This window comes from Candidatus Dechloromonas phosphoritropha, from assembly GCA_016722705.1.
In the GTDB taxonomy this organism is placed as follows: domain Bacteria; phylum Pseudomonadota; class Gammaproteobacteria; order Burkholderiales; family Rhodocyclaceae; genus Azonexus; species Azonexus phosphoritrophus.
Window position 1 is genome coordinate 202,348 of the sequence record JADKGN010000001.1, and the last position, 22,947, is coordinate 225,294.

Consider the following 22,947-nt stretch of genomic DNA (forward strand, 5'->3'; position numbering starts at 1 on the left):
GCCACTTGTAAGGTATCCTCGCGCCATCATGGCAAAAAGCAAGTCGATCTACAGTTGCACCGAGTGTGGCGCAACGAGTCCGAAATGGCAGGGACAGTGCCCCGGTTGCGCGGAATGGAACACGCTGGTCGAGAGCGTCGCCGAAAAGGCCAGCGGGCATCGCTTCGAATCGCTGGCGCTGGGCGCGCGTCCGGTGTACTTATCGCAAATCGAGGCGCGCGAGACCGAACGCATCGCCACCGGCATCGGCGAGTTCGACCGGGCGCTTGGTGGTGGCTTGGTGGCTGGTGGCGTCGTCCTGATTGGTGGCGATCCCGGCATCGGCAAGAGCACGCTGCTGTTGCAGGCGCTGTCGCTGCTGGCGGCGACCAACAAGGTGCTGTACGTGAGCGGCGAGGAATCGGCCGAACAGGTGGCGTTGCGCGCCCGTCGCCTCGGTCTTGAAACCCGCGCGCTGCCGCTGATGGCGGAAATCAACCTTGAGCGCATCCTGGCGACGCTGCAGGCCGAGCAACCGCATGTCGCAGTCATCGACTCGATCCAGACCCTGTGGTCGGACCAGCTGTCGAGCGCTCCCGGCTCGGTGGCCCAGGTGCGCGAATGCGCCGCCCAGCTGACACGGCTGGCCAAGCAGTCGGGGATCACCATCATTCTCGTCGGCCACGTGACCAAGGACGGTGCGCTGGCCGGGCCACGGGTGCTCGAACATATCGTTGATACCGTGCTTTACTTCGAGGGCGACACCCATTCCAGCTTCCGCTTGGTGCGCGCGGTCAAGAACCGCTTCGGCGCGGTCAACGAGCTCGGCGTCTTCGCGATGACCGACAAGGGCCTGAAGGGGGTCAACAACCCGTCGGCACTGTTCTTGTCGCAGCACGGGCAGGATGTCGCCGGTTCCTGCGTGATGGTAACTCAGGAGGGCACGCGTCCCTTGCTGGTCGAAATTCAGGCGCTGGTCGATGCCGCGCACGGCAACCCACGGCGGCTGACGGTTGGCCTCGATGCGCAGCGTCTGGCCATGCTGCTGGCAGTGCTGCACCGCCATGCCGGCATCGTCTGCTTCGATCAGGATGTCTTCGTCAATGCCGTCGGCGGGGTCAAGATCGGCGAGCCGGCGGCCGACCTTGCGGTGCTGCTGTCGATCACATCATCCCTGAAAAACAAACCGTTACCAGCTAAACTTATTGTATTTGGCGAGGTTGGATTGGCGGGTGAGATTCGCCCGGCGCCGCGTGGCCAGGAGCGCCTCAAGGAAGCCGCCAAGCTCGGCTTCACGCGGGCGCTGATTCCCGAAGCCAATCGCCCGAAGCAGGCAATTGCCGGCATGGAAGTCATTGCCGTGCGCCGCGTCGAGGAGGCGGTGGCGCGGTTGCGTGACATCGAATAAGCTCTGCGGAAGTACCGGTACCCAAACATGTTCAACCTTTCCCGCTATTTTTCGACGCTCAGCCTGATCCTTATCGGGCTGGCAGCCGGACTTTTCGGTACGATGTACCGCGAGGTGTCGGTGCGCCAGATGACAATGCTGGCCGAAGACCGCAATGTGGCGATGGCGCGCGTTATCGAGAATTCCCTTGGCGCTCCGCTGGCAGGCCTGATGGCAGCATCGGTCGGCATCGATGCCTCGATGCTTGAGGCGTCGGACGAATCCCAGGAGATGCAGACCAGTGTCGTTGCGCTGATGGACGGCACGGGGGTGGCCAAGGTCAGGATCTACAATCGCCTCGGGGTGACAATCTTTTCGACCGATGCGGCACAGATCGGGGAAAGTCGGCTCGACAGTCCCGGATTCAAGTCCGCGCTCGCAGGCTCGGTGACCAGCGGCCTGAGCCATCACGACACCATGGAAACCCTTGATGGCATCCGCTCGAACATCAATCTGCTAGCGAGCTACGTGCCTATTTCCAGCGAGGGCAGGGCTGTCGAGGGTGTGTTCGAGCTCTATCAGGATGTGACGCCGTTCATGACACCGTTCCGGCAGGCGCTGTGGCTGATCACGGCGGTCGTCGTCGCCGTTTTCGCCCTGTTGTTCTTCGCGCAATTCCTGGTGGTGCGGCGGGCGCAGGGCATACTCCACGATCAGGCGGAGCGAATCGAGGCGGCTCGCAATACGCTGGAAGTTCAGGTCGATGCGCGGACCGAGGAACTGCGACGCTCCAATCGCCAGCTCGAGGGCGAGATCATCGAACGCCGCCAGGCCGAGAGCCAGCTGAATTATCTCGCCTGCCACGATCCGCTGACCGGCCTGGTAAACCGCCGCTATTTCATCGAGCGTCTGGAGGCCAGCCTGATTGATGCCGCCCGGAAAAATCACCGGCTGGCGGTCTTGTTCATCGATCTCGACCAGTTCAAACAGGTCAACGATTCGCTCGGCCACGGAGTCGGCGACGAATTACTGGTTGCGGTAGCCGCGGGCCTGTGCGAGCACGTCCGGTTGATCGACATGCTGGCGCGATTCGGTGGTGACGAGTTCATCTGCGTCATGGAAGCGGTACGCACCGACGAGGAGGTCGAGATGCTGGCGCGTGAAGTGATCGGAGCCTTCGATCGGCCGTTCCATCTCGGCGAACACGAACTCTTCCTTTCGGCTTCGGTGGGCATCAGCGTATTCCCCAACGATGGTACGTCGGTCAGCGACCTCCTGCGCAATGCCGACAGCGCAATGTATCGCGCCAAGGCGATGGGGCGTGGCCGCTACCATTTCTACACGCCGGAGATGACTCGTGATGCGCAGGAGCGGATCCGGATCGAGACGCTGTTGCGCCATGCCCTGGACAATGGCGAACTTTCGGTTCATCTGCAGCCGCAGGTCGAAACCGAGGGTGGGCGTCTGGTCGGCGCCGAGGCGCTTGTCCGCTGGGATAACCCTGAACTCGGCAGCGTGCCTCCGGCGCGCTTCATTCCGCTGGCCGAGGATTCGGGCATCATCATCGCGTTGGGCACCTGGGTTCTGCGCGAAACCTGTCACCAGGTCATGAAATGGACGGCGAGTGGCTTCGATCTGCCGCAGGTTTCGGTTAACCTTTCAGTCAAGCAGATCGAGCGCCCCGCGTTCGTCGATACCCTTCTGGAAATTCTCGACGAAACCGGCATCGAGGCTTCCCGGCTCAAGCTCGAAATCACCGAATCGGTGGTCATGGCCGTCGATGATGCGTTCTCGCTGCTCGATCGCCTGCGCAAGATCGGCATCGGCCTGGCGCTCGACGATTTCGGTACCGGCTATTCGTCGCTCAGCTACCTGAAGATGTTGCCGGTGCAGCAGATCAAGATCGATCGTTCGTTCGTGAGCGGTATCGGCAGCAATCCCCAGGATGAGGCGATCATCCGTTCGGTCATGGCGCTCGCCCAGAGTCTCGACTTCGAGGTGGTTGCGGAGGGGGTCGAGACCGCCGAGCAGGCGGCGTTTCTAAAAGCATCAGGCTGTCATCAACTGCAGGGCTTCCTGCACGGATCCGCGGTGGCGCCCGCCGAGTTTCGCGCGCGCTGGTCGAGTCTGCCAGGATGAACGGCCTCGCCTGGCGACTGCTCGGTCGCGAACTTCGTTCAGGCGAACTCCGTTTGCTGCTGGCCGCGCTGGTGGTCGCCGTGGCCGCGGTCACGGCGGTCGGTTTCTTCACCGACCGGGTGCGTCTGGCGCTCGAACAGGAAGCGCGGCAACTCATCGGGGGCGACCTGCTGTTGCTTTCCGATCATCCTTGGTCGGCGCCGATCCGCGACGAGGCTGTCCGGCGTGGCCTGTTAACGGCCGAAACGGTGGGTTTTCCGAGCATGGTGCTGGCGGGCGGGCAGGCGCAGCTGGCGGACATCAAGGCGGTGAGCAGTACCTATCCCCTGCGCGGGATGCTGCGCCGGGCAGATCGCGCCGGCGAGGCGGGCGAGGCGACGCAGGGTGGTCCAGCGCCAGGCACGGTATGGCTCGACGAGCGCCTGGCCAGCACGCTGGACGCGGGGCCAGGGCAGAATCTGCAGCTCGGGCGGCGCACGTTCCCGGTATCGGCCATCCTGACTTTCGAACCTGATCGCGGAATCAACTTCCTCGGGCTCGCCCCGCGCCTGATGTTGCATCTCGACGACATGCCGGGAACCGGGCTGATACAGACCGGTTCGCGGGTGACCTATCGTTTCATGGTTGCCGGCGATGCGGGCGCCGTTTCGGGGTTCCGCAACTGGGTCGAGTCGCGACTCGGACGGGGCGAACGGCTCGAGGACACGCGGAATGCGCGACCAGAAATTCGCAGCGTACTCGACCGGGCGCAGCGCTTTCTTGGACTGGCGACGCTGTTGACCGTGATCCTGGCCGCGGTGGCTGTGGCGCTGGCGGCGCGCCGCTACATGCAGCGCCATCTCGATGCCTGCGCCGTGATGCGCTGCCTCGGCATCACCCAGTCCGGCCTGATTCGTCTGCATTCGGGTCTTTTCATCTGGCTGGCGCTGCTGGCGGCTGCACTCGGTTGCCTTGCCGGATTCGCCGTCCATTTTGCCCTTGTCTCATGGCTCACGGATTTGCTCGACCTACATCTTCCGCTGCCGGGATGGCTGCCGTTGTTCCAGGGTGCGGCGGTTGCCGGCGTGCTGTTGTTCGGATTTGCCTTTCCGCCGCTGTTGCAGTTGAGCAAGGTGCCGACCTTGCGCGTTTTTCGCCGCGAACTGGGGCCGCCGCAGCCCTTCCTGCTGGGCGGCTATGCGCTCGGAGTCCTCGTCCTGGCCGGCCTGTTGCTGCTGGTTTCCGGTGATTTGCGCCTCGGCGCCTACGCCATCGGCGGATTTGCCAGCGCGCTCGCCGCATTCTGGCTGATCGCCCGGCTTGGTGTCCGGGGCGTCTCGCGGCTGCGCGGCGGCGGCGGCTTTGGCTGGCGGCAGGGGCTCGCCAATCTCGAACGCCATGCGGCGACCAGCACGCTGCAGATCGTCGCACTGGCCCTCGGACTGATGGCCATGTTCCTGCTCACCGTGACCCGCGGCGAATTGCTCGATGTCTGGCAGAGGGCGACGCCGGCCGACGCGCCCAACCGCTTCATCGTCAATATCCAGCCCGATCAACGCCAGGCGGTGGCCGATGCGCTGACAGGTGGCGGAATCGCGGCCGAGCTGTTGCCGATGGTGCGCGGACGGCTGATGCGCATCGGAGGGCGGATGGTAAGCGCTGCCAGCTACCCGGAAGACGAGCGCGCGCAGGGCCTGATCGAGCGTGAATTCAATCTTTCCTGGAGCGCGAACCTGCCGCCCGGCAACCGGATCAGGGCCGGAAACTGGTTTGCGCCCGACGACGGGGGCAAGGGGCTCGCCTCGGTCGAGGAGGGGCTGGCGAGAACGCTCGGGATCACGGTCGGCGACGAACTGATCTTCGTCATCGCCGGCCGGGAAACGCGGATGCGTGTCAGCAGTCTGCGCAAGCTGGACTGGGATTCGATGCGGGTCAACTTCTTCGTTTTGACTCCGCCGGGCGTCCTTGAAGACGCACCGGCCAGCTATATCACCAGTTTTCACCTGCCGGAGAATCAGGGGGCGCTGTTGCGCAAGCTGGTGGCGCAATTTCCCAACCTGACACTGATCGATGTCGCCGCCATCCTCGCCCAGATCCAGACGGTCATGGGCCAGGTTGTCCGGGCGGTACAGCTGATCTTCCTGTTTTCCCTGGTGGCCGGAGCGATCGTGCTGACCTCGGCATTGCTCACGGCATTCGACGAACGGCGCTACGAGTTGTCGGTAATGCGCGCGCTCGGCGCCGATCGCGCCCGCTTGCGCCAGTCGCTGCTCGCCGAGCTGGCGGTGGTCGGCGCGATTGCCGGCATCATCGCCGGGGCCGGGGCGGCGCTGGTCGGACAGTTGCTGGCACGCAACGTCTTCCAGCTCGACATGCCCTTTAACGTGTGGCTGCTGCCGCTGGCGGCGGTCTCCGGGATCGCCCTGTCGGTTGGTATCGGCTGGCTGGCGGTGCGCCAGTTGCTCGGAACGCCGCCACTGCTGGCGTTGCGCTCCGGTACCTGAAGGTATCCGCGGCGCCGTCCCGCATTGGCGCGGCGCAAAGTGGAATCAACGGTTCGAGCTTGGACGGCGCGCGGGTCAGGTAACAGCCCGGCCGCTAGCTCGTCTCAGGTAAAATGGGCCATGGAATCAATTGCACAAATCACCCGACCGCTGTTCGGCCATCGCAAATTCTGGGCGCAACGCTTCGGCACTGCCCCCTTCCTGCCCATGTCACGCGGCGAGATGGAAGCGCTCGGCTGGGATTCATGCGACATCGTTCTGATCACCGGCGATGCCTATATCGACCATCCCAGCTTTGGCATGGCGTTGATCGGGCGGCTACTCGAAGCGCAGGGCTTCCGGGTCGGCATCATCAGCCAGCCGGACTGGAATTCAGCGGTCGACTTCAGGAAGCTGGGCAAACCCAACCTGTTCTATGGTGTCACCGCCGGCAACATGGATTCGATGGTCAACCGCTACACCTCGGATCGCAAGACACGCTCCGACGATGCCTACACGGCCAATGCCGAGCCGAACAAGCGTCCGGACCGGGCCGTCACCGTCTATGCCCAGCGTTGCCGCGAAGCCTTTCCCGGCAGTAACGTGGTGATTGGCTCGATCGAGGCCAGCCTGCGCCGTATTGCCCACTACGACTACTGGTCAGACAAGGTGCGGCGTGCGGTGCTGCCCGATTCAAAGGCCGATCTGCTGGTCTTCGGCAACGCCGAGCGGGCCATCGTCGAACTGGCGCATCGTCTGGCCAAGGGCGAGAAAATATCCGAAATCCGCGACCTGCGCGGCACCGCCTTTATGGCGCCGCACGGCTGGCTACCCGCCGCTGATTGGGAAGCGGTCGATTCGACCTCGGTCGATACGCCGGGGCCGCTGGTCAAGCATACCGACCCGTATGCAATGGGAAATGAGCCAAATTCGCCGTCGACCGCACCAGGCACTACTGGCGAACACGCCGTGCGTATCGTCTCGCGCGCCGAACGCTTGGCGACGCTCAAGGAGAAGCGCGCTCATACCGTGGTTCGCCTGCCGTCCTACGAGCAGGTACGCGACGACCCGGTGCTCTACGCCCATGCCTCGCGCACCTTCCACCTCGAATCGAACCCCGGCAACGCGCGGGCGCTGGTGCAGGCGCACGGCGAACGCGAGGTATGGCTCAATCCGCCACCGATTCCGCTGACCACCGAGGAACTCGACCAGGTCTACGAATTGCCCTACGCCCGCCGTCCGCATCCGGCCTATGGCGAGGCAAAGATTCCAGCTTGGGAAATGATCCGTTTCTCGGTCAACATCATGCGTGGCTGCTTCGGTGGCTGCACCTTCTGCTCGATCACCGAGCATGAAGGGCGCATCATCCAGAGCCGTTCCGAGGACTCCGTGATCCGCGAAATCGAGGAAATGCGCGACAAGACGCCGGGCTTCACCGGCATCGTTTCCGATCTCGGCGGACCGACCGCCAACATGTATCACCTCAAGTGCAAGGACGAGAAGATCGAGTCGGCCTGTCGCCGGTTGTCCTGCGTTTACCCGGACATCTGCGAAAACCTCGGCACCGACCATTCACCACTGATCTCGTTGTACCGCAAAGCGCGCACCCTGAAAGGCGTCAAGAAGGTGCTGGTCAGCTCTGGTCTGCGCTACGACCTCGCCGTGCGTTCGCCCGAGTACATCAAGGAACTGGTCACCCACCACGTCGGCGGCTACCTCAAGATCGCTCCCGAGCATACCGAGGAAGGCCCACTGTCGAAGATGATGAAGCCGGGCATGGGTGCCTACGACCGCTTTAAGCAATTGTTCGACCGCTTTTCGCGCGAAGCAGGCAAGGAGCAGTACCTGATCCCGTACTTCATCGCCGCCCACCCCGGGACGCAGGATGAAGACATGATGAATCTGGCGCTCTGGCTGAAGAAAAACAATTTCCGCCTCGACCAGGTGCAAACCTTCCTGCCGACGCCGATGGCCCTGGCGACGACGATGTATCATACGGAGCGCAACCCGCTGCGCAAGCTGTCACGTACCAGCGAACAGGTCGGCACCGTGCGTAACGGCCGCCAGCGCAAACTGCACAAGGCTTTTCTGCGCTACCACGACCCGGCCAACTGGCCCCTGCTGCGCGAAGCCTTGAAGGAAATGGGGCGCTCCGACCTGATCGGCAACGGCAAGAAACAACTGATTCCAGCCTGGCAGCCGGCCGGTACCGGCGCTGCCCTGACGAATCCCGCAATTCGCCGAAATGGCCCGGTAAAGCGCCCGATTCGCCAAAATCGGCAGCATCCATCGGGAAAATAATTCCACCCAGGTTTGACGCAGTCTCGAGAACTGATGATACTTGGGTGAAAATCCTTTCAAGCCGATTGGTAGATATCTGACGCATATATCAGGTGCTTTCGCGCTGTGGGCTGACGATGCACGATGTTGGGAGCGGGGATGCGAAACGAAATAAAAGATATCAGGCGTGAGCTTGATCGCCGAATGGGCGACCGGCGCCACAACTACGGCCGCAAGATCGATAGCGCTCTGCTACGGGGCACGCAGCATCTGCCGACTTGGGAAGACCAGCGCTCACAATACTGGACTCGACTACTATTTTGTGGATTGGCCTTTGCCTATTTCAATTTTGGTGGCGAGTCCCAGATTCGTCCGTGGGCCAACCTGTCGCTGGTCAATATTGTGATGTCGCTGTACGCCATCGAAATCCTCTGTTTCATGTGGCATGCAAAGCGTCAACCGCATGCCTCCTGGCGGCAACATCTGACCATGTGGGTCGACATTACGGCGGCCACCTTTGCCGCCTTGGCGGATGCTACGCTTAGCACGCCCGCCTTCCTCGTCTTTCTTATGGTCATCCTCGGCAACGGGATGCGCTACGGCCTGAAAATCTTCGGTGAAGCCGTCATCGGCTGTTTTGGCGCATCGATCTTCATTGTCTGGCTGCGCCTGCCCGACTACCTCACCATGTTCTCGGTGAGTGCCATTTTCTTCCTCGTATTCTTCGCCATCATTGTGCTCTATTCCTATGCGTTGACTGCCAAGATCGAGCGGGCGAGGACCAAGCTCGCCCACGAGCGCAATGTCGACGCACTAACTGGCTTGCTAAACCGGCGTGCCCTCAACGAGCGTGTCATGCAACTGTTCGACTCGTCCAAAGATCACGGGCGAGAGGCTGTGGTGCTTTTTGCAGATCTTGATGGCTTTAAAATTGTCAATGACACACATGGGCATCACGTCGGCGACCGTGTGCTAGTCGCTGTCGCCGAAAGCATCCTTGAAAGTGTCCGCACTCTCGATGTGGTGGCGCGCTACGGCGGTGACGAATTCCTGCTCATTCTGCCAAATACCTTGCCTGAAGGTGGCGAGGTCGTCGCCCAGCGCATCCGTCGAGCAATCAACGAATGGGCGCGGGACAACCAAATCGATTTCAATGTCTCGATTGGCTTGGGGCACTATCCGCTCGATGGCAGCGACCTCGAATCCGTTATTGCCTCGGTCGACAAGGCTATGTATCGCAGCAAGGCAGAACTAGGTGGTGGTGGCATCCTGCATGCCAGCTGCGATTCAGCCCAAGTCTGAATCGCTCGCGCCGCAGGCGGCACTCGGCAAGCCGGATGGCCTCGGATAAACTCCCCACTTTACTTTTGCGTATTCCCGCCATGACCGTACCGGCCATCCCAGCGACCACCTACGATAAGATCGGCGGCGATGCCGTCGTCGGCAAGCTCTGTGACCGTTTTTACGAACTGATGGACACCATGCCGCAGTTCGCCGAATTGCGCGCCATGCATCCGGCCGACCTCGAAGGCTCGCGCGACAAACTCTACATGTTTCTTTCCGGCTGGCTGGGTGGCCCCGACCTGTTCGTCGAGAAATTCGGTCATCCGCGTCTACGCGCCCGTCATTCGCCGTTCGCGATCGGCACCCGCGAGCGCGACCAGTGGGTCGCCTGCATGGTGCTGGCGATGGACGAGGTTGGCATCGAGGAAGGCGTTCGTGCCAAACTGCTGGAAAACTTCTTCAAGACCGCTGACTTCATGCGCAACAAGCAGGGCTGAAACAGCGAGAAGCCTACATCGGCCGTCGCCGGATCAATGGTGTTCGGACAGTTCGTCAGCGAACCGGTGATTCACATCGCGATGATCCGCCTCATCGGCGCGCACGACAACGATGATGTCGCGCAAGCGCGAGTCGGCAGGCAAGTTCCAGTAGTCGATGGCTATTTTTGGCGCCGGAACATTGGCGTAGGTGCCGTTGTCGACGGCTGTCAAGTATTCGGTATAGCTGTAAACCGCTTCCTCTTCCAGGTAGCCGACGACGCGGTGCGCGGTGCGCGACGAAACCAGGTAAAGCAGGAAGAAGAAATTATAGAAGACGCCTTGCACCAGCACAATCAGCAGGCGTTCGAGGCGTGACGGCTGGGCAATTTCGATGAAGGTCATCAAGTGCATGCGTTCGTTCTCGGCTTCGTCGAGAAGTGTGCGAATCCAGCCGTGATCGCTTTCGATGCGCCGTAACGCCCGCAAGTGCTGAAGCGTGCCGCCGACCATGCCTGGCACGGCGGCGACCGTTTCCAGAACAACCGCACGGTGACCATAACGCCGGGCGAAGAAGGTGTCCGCGAAAAAGCGGAGAAACTTTACAAATCTAAAGGCGGCACGATCACCAAAACATTTGGGAAGCTGATGTTGCTCAAGCGAATGAGATATGGACATTGCTGGATTCCAGTGGCTTGCCAAGGGTAGCCCCGATCAGACGAAAGGAGCAGGGTGAGTCAAACCGGCCGGGGAAAATCCGATAGGCCTGTGGCTCGGTATCGAATGATAACGGGTGATGCCTCACCCGGTCATCTTGCGCGGAAAATCGGTGAAACCTTGGGGGAAGCGCCAAGAATACCTACTTCGGGAGCGCCCCAAGTGGTCCTGGCGATCGAGGATGTCGGCACAGAGGAGGGCATCCGCCCGAAGCTGCTGCAGAACTTCTATAGTAGTCCCCGACATTCAGACAGTGGTTTAAGCTGTGCTTCAGCCGAGGGAGCAAGAAGCGATGAAGCGAAACGAAGACGCGGAAGGTGCACACAGCAGAGTTCAAGGCGAAGGTTGGTCTGGAGGCTGTGCGAGGGACGAAGACGATTAACGAGATTGGCCTGGAGTACGGTGTTCATCCCGTGCAGGTTGGGCAGTGGAAGAAGGCGATCCAGGAGCAGGCCAAGGCGCTGTTTGAAGGCAAGCGGGGCCCCAAGCCGATGGCCGCGCACCGGGAGCCAGAGCGCTTGTACAGCGAGATCGGCAAGCTGAAGATGGAACTCGACTGGCTCAAAAAAAGTCTGGGATCAGCCTGTCGTGCTACGCCAAGGGTGGATTGATCCAGGGGAGGCGGTCGCCGTAGTTGAGCAGTGCGTCCTGGCAGGGGTCTGCCGAGACACGGTCTATGCGCAGCAGTGGCCGCCGGTGGTAGATGCCAGCGATCTCCTGCACAGTCGCCTGATTGACGAAGAGTACACCCGGCAGGATACCCGGTTTCCCAAACGCAGCCTGCGTTCACGCCGCAAAACCGCTGATCGTCTTCCAGATTACCGGGCTTCATTGCTCGGCCTTTCCCAGCGAGGCTAAATGCGATTACCATGGGGTGAGACTCATGCACTGATTCGGTGCAATCTCAGGTGGTAGTATCTCACCTTCAGGGTCAGGTTCCCAAAATGCAGATGTTGCCCATTCAAGATATCGGAACTGTTTAGGGCGTTGATATCTGCATGCCAGTTGGGTTCATGTGGCGGGAATGTGGCAGTTTTCCGAGTTGGGATTGCGGGGGCGGTTACGAGATTGGTTCTTATGGATATGGTTGACGCCGTTGTTGTCGGCGCCGGCGTCGTCGGGCTGGCGGTGGCGCGGAAGCTTGCGCTGGCAGGGCGCGAGGTGCTGATCCTCGAGGCGGAGGCGGCATTCGGGACGCAGACCTCGGCGCGCAATTCCGAGGTGATCCACGCCGGCATCTACTATCCGGCCGGCTCACTGAAAGGCACGCTGTGCTTGCGCGGCAAGGAACTGCTTTACCGCTACTGCGCCGAGCGCGGCATCGGCCACCGGCGGATCGGCAAAATACTGATCGCTACCGAGGAGTCAGAACTGCCGACGCTCGCCGGCTATGCCAAACGGGCGGCGGCCAACGGCGTGACGCTGGCGCCGTTGACGGCGGCCGACGTCGCCCGCCTCGAGCCGGCGGTAAAGGCGGTCGCCGGACTGTTTTCCGAAACAACGGGAATCATCGACAGCCACGGCCTGATGCTGGCGTTGCTCACTGATGCGACGCAGGCCGGGGCAACGCTCGTCACCCGAACGCCGGTGACGGGCGGCAGTGTCGGCGATGGCGGCATTGTCGTGCGCACGGGCGGGGACGAGCCGTTTGCACTGCACTGCCGAACGCTGATTAACGCGGCCGGACTGCTGGCGCAGCGCGTGGCGCGCAGCTTGGAAGGCTTCCCCGCGACCTGCGTGCCACCGGCGGCGTACGCCAAGGGCCATTACTTCACGCTCGGCGGGCGTAGCCCGTTCAACCACCTCGTCTACCCGATGCCGGACCATGCCGGGCTGGGTATCCACGTCACCCTCGACCTCGGCGGCCAGTGCAAGTTCGGTCCCGATGTCAGCGGCTGGCCGGCGGTGCCGGACTACGCTTTCGAGGAAGGGCTGGAGGCGAAGTTCTACGGCGCCATTCGCCGCTACTACCCAGAACTCGCCGACGGTGCGCTGTTCCCCGGCTACACCGGCGTGCGTCCAAAGGTGACCGGCCCAGACGAGCCGGCTGGTGATTTCATCATCCAGGGGCCGCGGACGCACGGTATCGACGGGCTGGTCAACCTGTTTGGGATTGAGTCCCCAGGGTTGACCTCGTCGCTGGCGATCGCCGAGCGTGTCGCCGCTGAACTGGTAGCCGTCTGACGGGGAAGGCCAAGACGGACGATCCCGCGGTTCGCGCAATCGCCATGATGCGGCGCAGCATGAGGTGATAGAATTACGCCTCTGATTTTTCAGGCCTTCCCCATGTCCGATCGTCCGATCCGCAACATCGCCATCATCGCCCACGTTGACCACGGCAAGACCACGCTGGTCGACAAGCTGCTCCGCCAGTCGGGCACCTTTGCCGCCCACCAGCATCTTGACGAGCGCGTCATGGACTCCAACGACCTGGAAAAGGAACGGGGCATCACCATTCTCGCCAAGAATACCTCGGTCGAGTATCAGGGCATCCACATCAACATCGTCGACACGCCGGGGCACGCCGACTTCGGCGGTGAGGTCGAGCGTGTGCTGGGCATGGTCGATGGTGTCCTGCTGCTCGTCGATGCCGTCGAAGGCCCGATGCCGCAGACGCGTTTCGTGACCAAGAAGTCTCTGGCCCTTGGCCTACGGCCAATCGTGGTCGTCAACAAGGTCGACCGCGACGGGGCCAATCCCGACAACGCGGTCAACCTGACTTTCGACCTCTTCGACAAGCTGGGCGCCAGCGACGAGCAACTGGACTTTCCCATCGTTTACGCTTCCGCCCTCAACGGCTGGGCCGCGCTAGATCTCGATGCGCCGCGAGAGGACATGAAGCCGCTGTTCGAGACGGTCCTGGATCATGTGCCGGCGCCGGATACCGATGTCGATGCGCCGCTGCAATTCCAGATCTCGGCGCTGGATTATTCCTCCTACGTCGGTCGCATTGGCATCGGTCGGATCAAGCGCGGCCGCGTCAAGACCGGTCAGCAGGTCCTGATCATGTTCGGTACCGAAGAGGAAGCGGCAGAACACGAGCGTACCCCGATCAAGGCCAAGGTCGGCCAGGTCTTCGGCTACAGGGGTTTGAGCAAGATCGAACTCGACGAGGGCCACGCCGGCGACATCGTGCAGATCACGGGAATCGAGGATCTGGTGCTCGGCTGCACCGTGACCGACCCTGAAAATCCCGAAACGCTGCCGCTGCTGAAGATCGACGAGCCGACCTTGGAAATGCAGTTCATGGTCAATACCAGCCCACTGGCCGGCACCGAAGGCAAGTTCGTCACCAGCCGGCAGATTCGCGACCGTCTGCACAAGGAACTGCTGACCAACATGGCGCTGCGCGTGCATGACAACGCGAACGGCGAAATTTTCGACGTTTCCGGGCGTGGCGAGCTGCATCTCGGTATCTTGCTTGAAAACATGCGCCGCGAAGGCTTTGAACTGGCGGTTGGCCGGCCGCGCGTAGTCAAGAGAACCATCAATGGCGTCGTCTGCGAGCCTTACGAAATGCTGACAGTCGATGTCGAGGAGCAGCATCAGGGCGGCGTCATGGATAGCCTCGGTCAGCGCAAGGGTGACCTGCAAGACATGATGCCGGATGGCCGCGGCCGTGTGCGTATCGAATACCGCATCTCGGCCCGTGGCCTGATCGGCTTCCAGGGTGAATTTATGAACCTGACGCGTGGTACCGGCCTGATGAGCCACGTTTTTGATGAATACGCCCCCTGTCGCGAAGGCAGCGTTGGAGAGCGGCGCAATGGCGTGCTGATTTCCCAGGATAACGGCGACGCCGTTGCTTACGCGCTGTGGAAGCTGCAGGATCGCGGCCGCATGTTTGTTGTCCCGGGCGACAAGCTGTATGAAGGCATGATCATCGGTATCCACAGCCGTGAAAATGACCTCGTGGTTAACCCGATCAAGGGTAAGCAGTTGACCAACATTCGCACTTCCAGTACGGACGAAGCCGTGCGCCTGGTGCCAGCGGTTCAAGTCAGCCTGGAGTCGGCGATCGAGTTCATTGCCGATGACGAACTCGTTGAGCTGACGCCGAAATCGATTCGCATGCGCAAGCGTCTGCTGACCGAGATCGAGCGCAAGCGGTCGCAGCGCGGCATGTAGCAATAGCGGACAGGCGCAAGACGAAAAAAGGCGACCTGCGGGTCGCTTTTTGCTGTAGTCGGTGAATTACTCCGATCCACATTGGAAGACGTGGCATTTCAGTTGTGAAAAAGGCACCACTGATTCAGCGGGGTCTTGGCAGTGATGCAGGTTGCTGGTGATTGTCATCATCAGCAGCGCGGTGAAGGCTTCGCTGGTGATGGTCGTTGTTCTGTCTCCGGAATTCCCGTATCCAAAACTCCGGTACTTCTCCTCTAGCATTCTCGTTTGGCGCTCCATGATTCGTCCTATCCGATGCGCCGCAATTCTTCGGCAAGGCATCAGCAACCACAAGGGGACACAAATGACCATCACCAACGACCTGCTCGCAGCCGTTTTCGCTGACGCCTCTCTTTTTTGCGGCAAGGAAGATGTCATCCACGCGATCATTCACCACCAAATGACCAAGACGGGAATTTCGCCATTACGGATTGCGCGCGAACAGATGCTGTCGGGCAACCGGGTAGATGTCGTCCTGTTCGGTGACGGCGTCAGCGGCGACTTCGCGACCACGAAACAGAAGCCGCTTGCGGTGATTGAGGTCAAAGGTGGCGCCTAATTCCGTTTCTAATTCGTTAATGCATTAACTATCCACGGCCAGTGTACGATTGAGCGGACACGCTGGTGCTCTGATTCAAGGGTTTTGAGGCTCGATTCGAGTTGATCTTCAAGTGCATCGATGCTATCGAAGGCCAGGTTGTGGAAGAAATTCTCGCGCAGTTCATCCCAGAGATGCTCGACCGGGTTGAGTTCAGGGGCATAGGGAGGCAACGGTAGCAGGTGTATGTTTTCGGGTGTTCTGAGTGCTTGGCTGGCATGCCAGCCCGCACCGTCAAGGACCATGACGATTGAGTCCCTAAACTGCTGTAAATCGGGTGGCAGGTAGCCACCGCTTCGATTCGGTAAACTGACGTTGCGAGACGATCGATAACCGAAGGAGAGAAGCGATGACTGGGTATGAGGTTAGCGTAGGAACGGACTTGCTGCCAGGGCTTTTAAACGGGCAGGACGGGCTGGCGAAACTGGTGGAAGCGGTGCTCAATCAAGTACTGGAGGCGCAGGTGACGGAAACGCTGGGGGCGACGCGGCACGAGCGCACGGACGAACGGGCCGGCTATCGCAACGGCTACCGGCCACGCACCCTTTACACGCGGATTGGGCCGGTGACGCTGCTGGTGCCGCAGACGCGGGACGGCAGCTTTTCGACGGACATCTTCAAGCGCTACCAGCGGAGCGAGCAGGCCTTCGTTCTGGCGCTCATGGAAATGGTCGTGCACGGTGTCTCGACGCGCAAGGTCTCGGCGATCACCGAAGAGCTGTGCGGCGCCAGCTTCTCCAAATCGATGGTGAGCGCACTGTGCGCCGGACTGGAACCGCGGGTCAGCGCGTTCAACGAACGGCGGCTGGACGGCGAGTATCCCTTCGTGCTGGTCGATGCCCTGTTCATCAAGAGTCGGCAAGAAGATCGTGTGGTTTCGCGTGCCGTGCTGACCGTCTCAGGCATCCGCTCCGATGGCTTCCGGGAGATTCTGGGCGTGCGGATCGGCGACACCGAGAGCTTCGCCACCTGGGACGAGACCTTCCGCTGGCTCAGAGGGCGCGGCCTCAAGGGCACGCAGTTCATCATCTCGGACGACCACGGCGGCCTGCGTGAAGCGGCAGCGCGGCACTTTCAGGGGCCAGCTGGCAACGCTGTCAGGTGCATCTGATGCGCAACATTCTGGGCCAATGCAACACCCGCCACCGCGCCGAGGTGGCAGCTGCCGTCAAGCTCGTGCTGCAGGCGCCCGATTTGGTCGAGGCCAAGCGCCGCCTGGCGGAATTCACCGAGCGCTTCGCCAAGAGCGCCCCCAAAGCGGTGGCCTGCCTCGAAGCAGGATTCGAGGATGCCATGGCGGTAATGGTCTTGCCCGAGAAGTATCGCAAGCGGCTACGCACAACGAACATGCAGGAGCGGCTCAACGAGGAAATTCGCCGGCGGGAGCGCGTGATCCGCATCTTCCCCAACGACGAGTCAGCCTTGCGCCTGATCGGCGCTCTGCTGGCCGAACAGAACGAGGCTTGGCAGGAACGGAAGTACCTCGACATGGATGAATTCAAGGAGTGGGCGGCTTCCCGCGCCGCAGCTAGCGAGGGCAACAACGTTGTTGCCCTCGCTAGCTGAAAACCATTCGTCATTCATCGGATCGAAGAGTATTTACAGCAGATTTTGGACTTGACTACCATGACGATCCGATCCATCGGATGGCGTGCCGCCACTTCGTCGAGGAATAGCTGCATGCACGGCGTATTGACGTGCGGCAAGATCAGCGAGTCAAGCGCGCCCGTATCCACATCGACGGCCGCGTAGGCGTAGGTGTATTGGTGGGTGAGCATGGCCCGGCACAACGGTCGAATGGGTTGGGGCGCCCAGGCACGACGCACATCGTTGATGCGCCCGAAGCGCGCTTCGTCCTGAAACATCAGTAACCGGTAACTCTGCGGCGTTCTTTCCAGCGCCGATCGTGCTGTCGACAATGTCCTCCTCGAATCACGAAACGCGGAGGAGGCCAGGATGGCCAAGGCAGGGGAAGGGTCGCGGGTGCGGCGTAGCGCGAGCGAATGGGAGGCGTTGCTGTCGCGATTTCCGGGCAGCGGTTTGAACGTTGCGACCTTCTGCAAACGCGAAGAGATCAGCGATACCAGCTTCCATCGCTGGCGCACACGTCTGGGCATCGCCCTCGACAGTCAGGACAAGGCCAGCGGCCAGCCGGCCACCTTCGTCGACGTCGGCCCTCTGAGCACAACCACGGCGACGCCCGCTCGTTTCCACCTCACCCTCGACCTCGGCGGCGGCCTGATCCTGCAGCCGGAGCGCCGCTGATGTTTTTCCCTGAAGGCCAAATCCGCGTCCAAGTCTATGGCCAGCCGGTCGACCTGCGCAAATCCTTCGACGGTCTGTACGCGATCACCCGTCATGTCCTCGGTCAGGACCCGCTGAGCGGCCAGCTCTTCGTCTTCTTCAATCGCCGTGGCACTCAGGTGAAGGTGCTCTACTGGGATCGCAGCGGCTTCTGCCTGTGGGCCAAGCGTCTCGAAGAAGGCCGTTTCGTCGCCAACTGGGATAAAGTGCGCACGTGCGAAATCGACTGGACCGGTCTGAAACTGCTCCTCGAAGGGATCGAGCCGGGACGCCGGAAGAAGCGTTATCACGCCTCTGGAGCGCCCATAAAAACGCTTCAAAACAGCGGCTTGTGTTAAAATACACGCATGGATTCAGCACGTTACCAGACGGTTTACAACCTCGAACAAGCCGCGGCATTGTGCCCGCAAGAGGTGCTGGATCTGTGCCAGACGCTGTCTGCTGAAATCACCGCACTGAAGCAACAAATCGACTGGTTCAAGCGCCAGATCTTCGGCCAGAAAAGCGAACGACGCATCGACGTCACGCCGAGCGGCCAACTGAGTCTCGGCGAGTTCCCGACGCCCCCACCAGGTTCTGAGTCACCAGGTCGCCCCGTCGCCGCGCATACCCGTCAGCCGACCAGCAAGCGTCCCAGTGACGAAAGCGTGCCCTTCTTCGACGAGAACCGCGTCCCAGTCGAAGTCGTCGAGCTCACCGCGCCGGAAGTCGAAGGCCTCTCTCCCGAGGACTACGAGGTCATCAGCCACAAGGACAGCTATCGCCTGGCGCAACGGCCGGGTAGCTACGTGGTGATCAAGTATCGCCGGCCGGTAATCAAGCTCAAGAGTAACCAGACACTGGTCTGCGCCAACGCGCCGGCCGGTGTCATTGAGGGCAGCCGGGCCGACGTCAGCTTCGTCGCCGGACTGCTGATTGACAAATTTGCCTACCACCTGCCACTGTATCGCCAGCATCAACGCCTGGCCGATGCGGGAATCACCGTCAGCCGGCCGTGGCTGACGCAGATCGGGCAACAGGGCATCACTCTGCTCGAACCGATCTACGAGGCGCAGTTTGCCTCGATCCGCAGCTCGCGCGTCAAGGCGATGGACGGACGCCGATCAAGGCCGGACAGGGCGCACCCGGCAAGCTGAAAGCGGCGTACTTCTGGCCGGTGTATGGCGAAGGCGACGAAATCTGTTTCCCCTTCTTCGCCAGTCGCGAGTTCAAGCACGTCGAGGCGGCCCTCGGACTGACCGCCGCCGAAGGCGCGGTGCTGTTGTCGGACGGCTATCAGGCCTACAGTCATTACGCGGCGCAGATCGGGATCACGCACGCCCAATGCTGGGCGCACACGCGTCGTAAGTTCTTTGACGCGCAAGACGCGGAACCAGAAGCGGCAGCGCAGGCACTCGCGCTCATTGGGGACCTGTATCAGGTCGAAGAGCGCATCCGCGAGCAAAAGCTCACCGGTGCAAGGAAGCGCGACTATCGTCTGGAGCATGCCAAACCGATCGTCGAGCGTTTCTTCGCCTGGGTTGGCGAACGCTTCGCGGCGCAGGGGCTGTTACCGCGCAATCCGCTGACCAGGGTGCTGGCCTACGCGCGCGATCGACGATGGGGACTGGAGGTCTTCCTCGCCGACCCGGACGTGCCGATCGACACCAATCACCTCGAACGCGCCCTGCGGGTGATTCCCATGGGGCGCCGCTCCTGGCTGTTCTGCTGGACGGAGTTCGGCGCCAGGCAGGTCGGGATCATCCAGAGCCTGATCGTTACCTGTCGGCTGCATCAGATCGACCCCTACGATTATCTCGTCGATGTCCTGCAGCGCGTCGCCGAGCACCCCGCCGACCGCGTCCATGAACTCACGCCACGGGTCTGGAAAGAACTGTTCGCTCAGAACCCGCTGCGCTCGCCTTTGTACGCGTTGCCGAAGTAGGGGCGCTCGACGCCGCGTAGTTGCCGGTTACGCCCGAAGCGCGCTTCGTCCTGAAACATCAGACGGATCGGGGTTCCTTTAGCGAAATCTCTCCGGAGTTCGCCAAGGGTGTCGGGGAGTTTTTTCCACGCCCCCTGCGCGGTCGGATCACTTTGCGGATGTCGCTTGTCTGGCGCCAGCTTGCGCCAACCGTTGCGATGCAGCACGTTGTAGGCGGAGGACAGCGCCATCGGGCGTCCCAGCGCTTTCTCCAGGGCCGGCTTGATCTGACTGACGACCAATATACCGCCCTTGGCCGCTTGGTCGAAAAAGGGTTTCAACAGTTCGGCTTCTTGCGCTCGGGTGAAATTCTCCCGGTGGCGTCCGCCTCGTGCGGGTTCCGATTCGCCGCCTACCCGATGTCCAGACAGAAACGCGTTGCGTAATCGTGAGGCCCAACTGAGCGAAACGCCGATCACCGCGGCGGTCTGCTCAAGATTCAAACCGTAGCACAACGGCAGAACAACCGCTTGGGCCTGGCGCAGTTGTTCCACACTCTTGGCTTCTTTGACAATCTTCAGCGCCTCCGCTACCGACCCCTCTCCCTTGAACGGCCTTCCCATGCCACACCTCAGATCTCATTGAGATGCACTTATTATTGCTTAATTGGTGTGGAAATGGAATAAGGCTACCGAAACGCGCTCAAGATGGAAATCGACGCGAGCGGTTACTGCAAGGACATGGCCAAGCTCAAGGCCGACGCGGCACGGGGGATCGAGTGCTGGTTCCTGTGCGTCGATATGCAGGAACTTGGCCGGGCGGTATCGCCGTTCAAGGTCGAACTGGTGTCCGAGCAGTGTACTGCCCACGGACTTTCGTTTGCCTACTACTGCCAAGGGGAGCTGAATTTCCATGTCTCGCGGCCAAACCAGAAGCTGGCGTCGCTTCCTGTGGCAAAAGCTGTGGCAACAAGTAGCAGTCGCGGCGTGGATTTCTTGCTTGACCGCAACGATCCGAAGCTTGCCGTTCTGGCTCGCCAATGTCTGGCGGTAAGCGGACATGAGGCCAACCACGCAGTGCGTCTTTATGACGTCCTCCGTAACGCCGGCTTCGGCGTCGAGCAACTCTCGCTCGAGACCTATTTCTCGTTTGCTGCCCCGGAGGGAAGCCGCATGCAGGATCGCCCCGATCTCGTCGTCTTCGATGCCGCTTTCGACGGGCGATTCAACCTTTACAATGGTGGTGACATGCGGCGTTCGAACGATGCGCACAAGCTCGCGCATATCGAAACCATCTTCGAGGTAAAAGGAGGGGCGGCGATGGACAAGAAAAGCGACAAGGCCGTCATGCAGGCTTACCTTGACGATATTCACAAACTGGGGCGCTGGCGTGTTGGTGCCGCGACGGCACGCAAGGGTACGCGGGTGAAGACGGTGTTTTTAGGGGTGGATGGACGTGCTCAAGGATTGTCGGCAGACGCTGTTGCGACGCTAGCCAGTGAAAGCCAAAAGACCGGTAATGGGTTGATTTATGTTAACCCTATTTTCCTCAGTAGCCCCCAACAAAACTGAGGCAAACTGTGACTTGGCAAGGGTTTGCAACGGATCGGGAGGGTCACCCGATGGGTGAAATGACATTTGAGCAAACGGTGATGGTCAAAGCTGTGGCTACCGCGCTCGTCGAACGCAGCGGAGGCGGCGGTGACCTTTGCGTCAGCACCCCGGGCGGGCGCTTTCAAGTGCGCTGGGACGAGAACGGCAGCGCCAGCGCGCTTGGGCAGTTGGCCTTCTTTGCCGAGTTTCTTGACGTCAGTGGATTGTTCGAGCGGTGGGCTGCCAGTTGTCCCATGAGTTACACCAGCAACAACGCCCCCGAAGTACGAGACGTCCTGGGCACCTGGCTGCTCTCGATTCTCGATGGCCAGCACCGCTATGCGCACATCACCGGACTGCGCGGGGATGGCGTCGCCCCTGAGATACTGGGCATGACGAAAATCATCAGCGACGAAAGCCTGCGGCGTGCGCTCAAGCATCTGGCCCCCTGCTCGCTCGGACGAGGAGCGAGGCAAGCATGAAGCTCAGATGGCCCGTAGCACCGCCTGGATGGATGGCGCGCTCAAGGACAGCATCTGGGAAGCCCTCGGTAGCGGCTGGATACTGGATTGCGATACTACCGTCAAAGTACTCTACGGCCATCAGGCCGGTGCTGAAATTGGCTACAACCCGACCAAACCGGGGCGCCCCAGTCACACCATCCACACCTACTGGATCGCCAACGTCCGACTGGTGCTCGACGCCGAAGTACAGGAGGGTACCGCCACGGCGGCCAGGTACAGTCTGCCGCGCCTGATCCAGATCCTCATCGAATTACCCGCCGAGCAACGTCCGCGACTGGTGCGGGGCGACAACGCCTTTGGCAATGAACCGGTGATGGCCAAGCTCGAAGCCATTGAGCAGCCGTACCTGTTCAAGTTGCGCCAGACGACGGGCGTCAGGCAACTGATTGAGCGTCAGTGGTCACGGCACGACTGGCGCGATGTGGGCCAGGGATTCCAGGCGGTCGAGGCGGAACTCGCGCTGACGAGTTGGACGCGCGCCCGTCGCGTTGTCGTCTTACGCCGTGCGGCCAAGGATTCGCTGGTGGCTGAGCAAAAGACCGGCCCACGCGAGAAACGGCAGAAGCGCTTGCGGTTTGCCGAACCGCTGCAACCGGTCAAACTCTGGGAATACACGGTGTTGGTCAGCAACGCCGACTACGACCTCGGCGCCATTGGCCAGTTGTATCGGGATCGAGCCGATTGTGAGAATGGTTTTGATGAGCTGAAAAACCAATGGGGCTGGGGCGGCTACACCACGCGGGATATGGAACGCTGCAATCTGTCAGCCCGTGCCGTGGCACTGATTTACAACTGGTGGAGTTGGTATGTGCGCCTGGCGCATCCCAAAACCCGGCTGGAGGCCATCACGTCGCGCCCCTTGCTGCTGGCGGGAGTCGCTCGCCTGACCCAACATGCCGGCCAGTCGCGCTTGCTGCTGACGATTACCCACGCCGCCAGCGATCAGGTCAAGGCGATGATTGCTAATGTACGCAAGGGCTTGGACACCGTTCGAGCGACTGCGCCTCAGTTGACCAAGACTGAACGCTGGGCGGCGCTTGTTCGCTACATCGTCGCTCAGATCATCGCAGCGACAGAGAAAGTCTATGCACTGCCAGCGGTCACGATAGCCACTTCGCCGCCGCTTGCAGCCGGC

General features: G+C 61.3%; 18 protein-coding genes and 3 pseudogenes. 17 read left to right on the top strand and 4 right to left on the bottom strand.

Annotated elements, in window-relative coordinates; all coding sequences use genetic code 11:
* The first annotated feature begins 28 nt into the window (after positions 1-28).
* From radA to IPP03_00995, 6 genes are all read left to right on the top strand, one after another.
* Positions 29-1,387, top strand: coding sequence for a DNA repair protein RadA (gene radA, locus IPP03_00970; protein MBL0351337.1), 1,359 nt, complete (start codon positions 29-31; stop codon positions 1,385-1,387).
* Between the two features lie 27 nt (positions 1,388-1,414).
* The gene (locus IPP03_00975) at positions 1,415-3,505 is read left to right on the top strand and encodes an EAL domain-containing protein (protein ID MBL0351338.1); all 2,091 of its coding nucleotides are present in this window, start codon (positions 1,415-1,417) and stop codon (positions 3,503-3,505) included.
* Positions 3,502-5,988 carry an FtsX-like permease family protein gene (locus tag IPP03_00980; GenBank protein ID MBL0351339.1) on the top strand — a complete coding sequence of 829 codons (2,487 nt, stop codon included), beginning with the start codon at positions 3,502-3,504 and terminating at the stop codon, positions 5,986-5,988. Before IPP03_00975 ends, IPP03_00980 begins: the two co-directional genes overlap by 4 nt.
* A 120-nt stretch (positions 5,989-6,108) precedes the next feature.
* A complete protein-coding gene (locus IPP03_00985) occupies positions 6,109-8,268 on the top strand; it encodes a YgiQ family radical SAM protein (protein ID MBL0351340.1) in 2,160 nt (719 codons plus the stop codon).
* Between the two features lie 183 nt (positions 8,269-8,451).
* Positions 8,452-9,549 (top strand): GGDEF domain-containing protein, encoded by a 1,098-nt coding sequence (locus IPP03_00990; GenBank protein ID MBL0351341.1) that lies wholly within the window; start codon positions 8,452-8,454, stop codon positions 9,547-9,549.
* A gap of 80 nt (positions 9,550-9,629) precedes the next feature.
* Positions 9,630-10,028, top strand: coding sequence for a group II truncated hemoglobin (locus IPP03_00995; protein MBL0351342.1), 399 nt, complete (start codon positions 9,630-9,632; stop codon positions 10,026-10,028).
* Positions 10,029-10,061: 33 nt separating this feature from the next.
* On the opposite strand, the gene IPP03_01000 is transcribed toward IPP03_00995, so the two are convergent.
* Positions 10,062-10,685 (bottom strand): alternative oxidase, encoded by a 624-nt coding sequence (locus IPP03_01000; protein ID MBL0351343.1) that lies wholly within the window; start codon positions 10,683-10,685, stop codon positions 10,062-10,064.
* Positions 10,686-11,041: 356 nt separating this feature from the next.
* Here IPP03_01000 and IPP03_01005 point away from each other — a divergent pair, with 356 nt between their 5' ends.
* The 5 genes from IPP03_01005 (at position 11,042) to IPP03_01025 (ending at position 15,450) form a co-directional block, all read left to right on the top strand.
* On the top strand, positions 11,042-11,335 hold the full coding sequence (locus IPP03_01005; GenBank protein ID MBL0351344.1) for a transposase: 294 nt from the start codon (positions 11,042-11,044) through the stop codon (positions 11,333-11,335).
* Positions 11,313-11,582, top strand: a complete 270-nt coding sequence (locus tag IPP03_01010; protein MBL0351345.1) for a hypothetical protein — start codon at positions 11,313-11,315, stop codon at positions 11,580-11,582. Before IPP03_01005 ends, IPP03_01010 begins: the two co-directional genes overlap by 23 nt.
* Positions 11,583-11,801: 219 nt before the next feature.
* On the top strand, positions 11,802-12,908 hold the full coding sequence (locus IPP03_01015; protein MBL0351346.1) for an NAD(P)/FAD-dependent oxidoreductase: 1,107 nt from the start codon (positions 11,802-11,804) through the stop codon (positions 12,906-12,908).
* A 102-nt stretch (positions 12,909-13,010) separates the two neighbouring features.
* Positions 13,011-14,852 (top strand): translational GTPase TypA, encoded by a 1,842-nt coding sequence (typA, locus tag IPP03_01020; protein ID MBL0351347.1) that lies wholly within the window; start codon positions 13,011-13,013, stop codon positions 14,850-14,852.
* A gap of 157 nt (positions 14,853-15,009) precedes the next feature.
* Entirely contained in the window at positions 15,010-15,450 is a 441-nt protein-coding gene (locus tag IPP03_01025) for a hypothetical protein (protein ID MBL0351348.1), read from the top strand.
* A gap of 8 nt (positions 15,451-15,458) precedes the next feature.
* Here IPP03_01025 and IPP03_01030 read toward each other — a convergent pair whose 3' ends face one another.
* Positions 15,459-15,734, bottom strand: a complete 276-nt coding sequence (locus IPP03_01030; GenBank protein MBL0351349.1) for a transposase — start codon at positions 15,732-15,734, stop codon at positions 15,459-15,461.
* A gap of 104 nt (positions 15,735-15,838) precedes the next feature.
* On the opposite strand from IPP03_01030, the pseudogene IPP03_01035 reads away from it, so the two are divergent.
* Positions 15,839-17,055, top strand: a pseudogene (locus IPP03_01035) (IS256 family transposase).
* Between the two features lie 14 nt (positions 17,056-17,069).
* Here the strand turns inward: IPP03_01035 and IPP03_01040 are convergent.
* On the bottom strand, positions 17,070-17,354 hold the full coding sequence (locus tag IPP03_01040) for a transposase (protein MBL0351350.1): 285 nt from the start codon (positions 17,352-17,354) through the stop codon (positions 17,070-17,072).
* Between the two features lie 91 nt (positions 17,355-17,445).
* Here IPP03_01040 and IPP03_01045 point away from each other — a divergent pair, with 91 nt between their 5' ends.
* From IPP03_01045 to IPP03_01055, 3 genes and pseudogenes are all read left to right on the top strand, one after another.
* The gene (locus tag IPP03_01045; GenBank protein MBL0351351.1) at positions 17,446-17,754 is read left to right on the top strand and encodes an IS66 family insertion sequence element accessory protein TnpB; all 309 of its coding nucleotides are present in this window, start codon (positions 17,446-17,448) and stop codon (positions 17,752-17,754) included.
* The gene (gene tnpB / locus IPP03_01050) at positions 17,754-18,131 is read left to right on the top strand and encodes an IS66 family insertion sequence element accessory protein TnpB (protein MBL0351352.1); all 378 of its coding nucleotides are present in this window, start codon (positions 17,754-17,756) and stop codon (positions 18,129-18,131) included. The genes IPP03_01045 and tnpB overlap by 1 nt, the downstream gene beginning before the upstream one ends.
* Before the next feature lie 9 nt (positions 18,132-18,140).
* Positions 18,141-19,717, top strand: a pseudogene (locus IPP03_01055) (IS66 family transposase).
* Here the strand turns inward: IPP03_01055 and IPP03_01060 are convergent.
* Positions 19,675-20,319: a winged helix-turn-helix domain-containing protein gene (locus tag IPP03_01060; protein MBL0351353.1), complete on the bottom strand. Its 645-nt coding sequence runs from the start codon at positions 20,317-20,319 to the stop codon at positions 19,675-19,677. The pseudogene IPP03_01055 and the gene IPP03_01060 sit on opposite strands and share 43 nt — an antisense overlap.
* A gap of 84 nt (positions 20,320-20,403) precedes the next feature.
* Between IPP03_01060 and IPP03_01065 the strand changes: the two genes are divergently transcribed.
* Both IPP03_01065 and IPP03_01070 read left to right on the top strand, forming a co-directional pair.
* Positions 20,404-21,267, top strand: a complete 864-nt coding sequence (locus IPP03_01065; protein ID MBL0351354.1) for a hypothetical protein — start codon at positions 20,404-20,406, stop codon at positions 21,265-21,267.
* Positions 21,268-21,317: 50 nt separating this feature from the next.
* A pseudogene (locus IPP03_01070) lies at positions 21,318-22,881 on the top strand (transposase).
* Positions 22,882-22,947: the final 66 nt, after the last annotated feature.

Excerpts from the sequence above, each read along its gene's own strand:
- tnpB (MBL0351352.1), top strand. The coding sequence starts at position 17,754 with ATGTTTTTCCCTGAAGGCCAAATCCGCGTCCAAGTCTATGGCCAGCCG.
- IPP03_01000 (MBL0351343.1), bottom strand. The coding sequence starts at position 10,685 with ATGTCCATATCTCATTCGCTTGAGCAACATCAGCTTCCCAAATGTTTT.
- IPP03_01015 (MBL0351346.1), top strand. The coding sequence starts at position 11,802 with ATGGATATGGTTGACGCCGTTGTTGTCGGCGCCGGCGTCGTCGGGCTG.
- IPP03_01040 (MBL0351350.1), bottom strand. The coding sequence starts at position 17,354 with ATGTTTCAGGACGAAGCGCGCTTCGGGCGCATCAACGATGTGCGTCGT.
- radA (MBL0351337.1), top strand. The coding sequence starts at position 29 with ATGGCAAAAAGCAAGTCGATCTACAGTTGCACCGAGTGTGGCGCAACG.
- IPP03_01030 (MBL0351349.1), bottom strand. The coding sequence starts at position 15,734 with ATGGTCCTTGACGGTGCGGGCTGGCATGCCAGCCAAGCACTCAGAACA.
- IPP03_00995 (MBL0351342.1), top strand. The coding sequence starts at position 9,630 with ATGACCGTACCGGCCATCCCAGCGACCACCTACGATAAGATCGGCGGC.
- IPP03_01045 (MBL0351351.1), top strand. The coding sequence starts at position 17,446 with ATGGCCAAGGCAGGGGAAGGGTCGCGGGTGCGGCGTAGCGCGAGCGAA.
- IPP03_00975 (MBL0351338.1), top strand. The coding sequence starts at position 1,415 with ATGTTCAACCTTTCCCGCTATTTTTCGACGCTCAGCCTGATCCTTATC.
- IPP03_00980 (MBL0351339.1), top strand. The coding sequence starts at position 3,502 with ATGAACGGCCTCGCCTGGCGACTGCTCGGTCGCGAACTTCGTTCAGGC.
- IPP03_01065 (MBL0351354.1), top strand. The coding sequence starts at position 20,404 with ATGGAAATCGACGCGAGCGGTTACTGCAAGGACATGGCCAAGCTCAAG.
- IPP03_01060 (MBL0351353.1), bottom strand. The coding sequence starts at position 20,319 with ATGGGAAGGCCGTTCAAGGGAGAGGGGTCGGTAGCGGAGGCGCTGAAG.
- IPP03_00985 (MBL0351340.1), top strand. The coding sequence starts at position 6,109 with ATGGAATCAATTGCACAAATCACCCGACCGCTGTTCGGCCATCGCAAA.
- IPP03_00990 (MBL0351341.1), top strand. The coding sequence starts at position 8,452 with ATGGGCGACCGGCGCCACAACTACGGCCGCAAGATCGATAGCGCTCTG.
- typA (MBL0351347.1), top strand. The coding sequence starts at position 13,011 with ATGTCCGATCGTCCGATCCGCAACATCGCCATCATCGCCCACGTTGAC.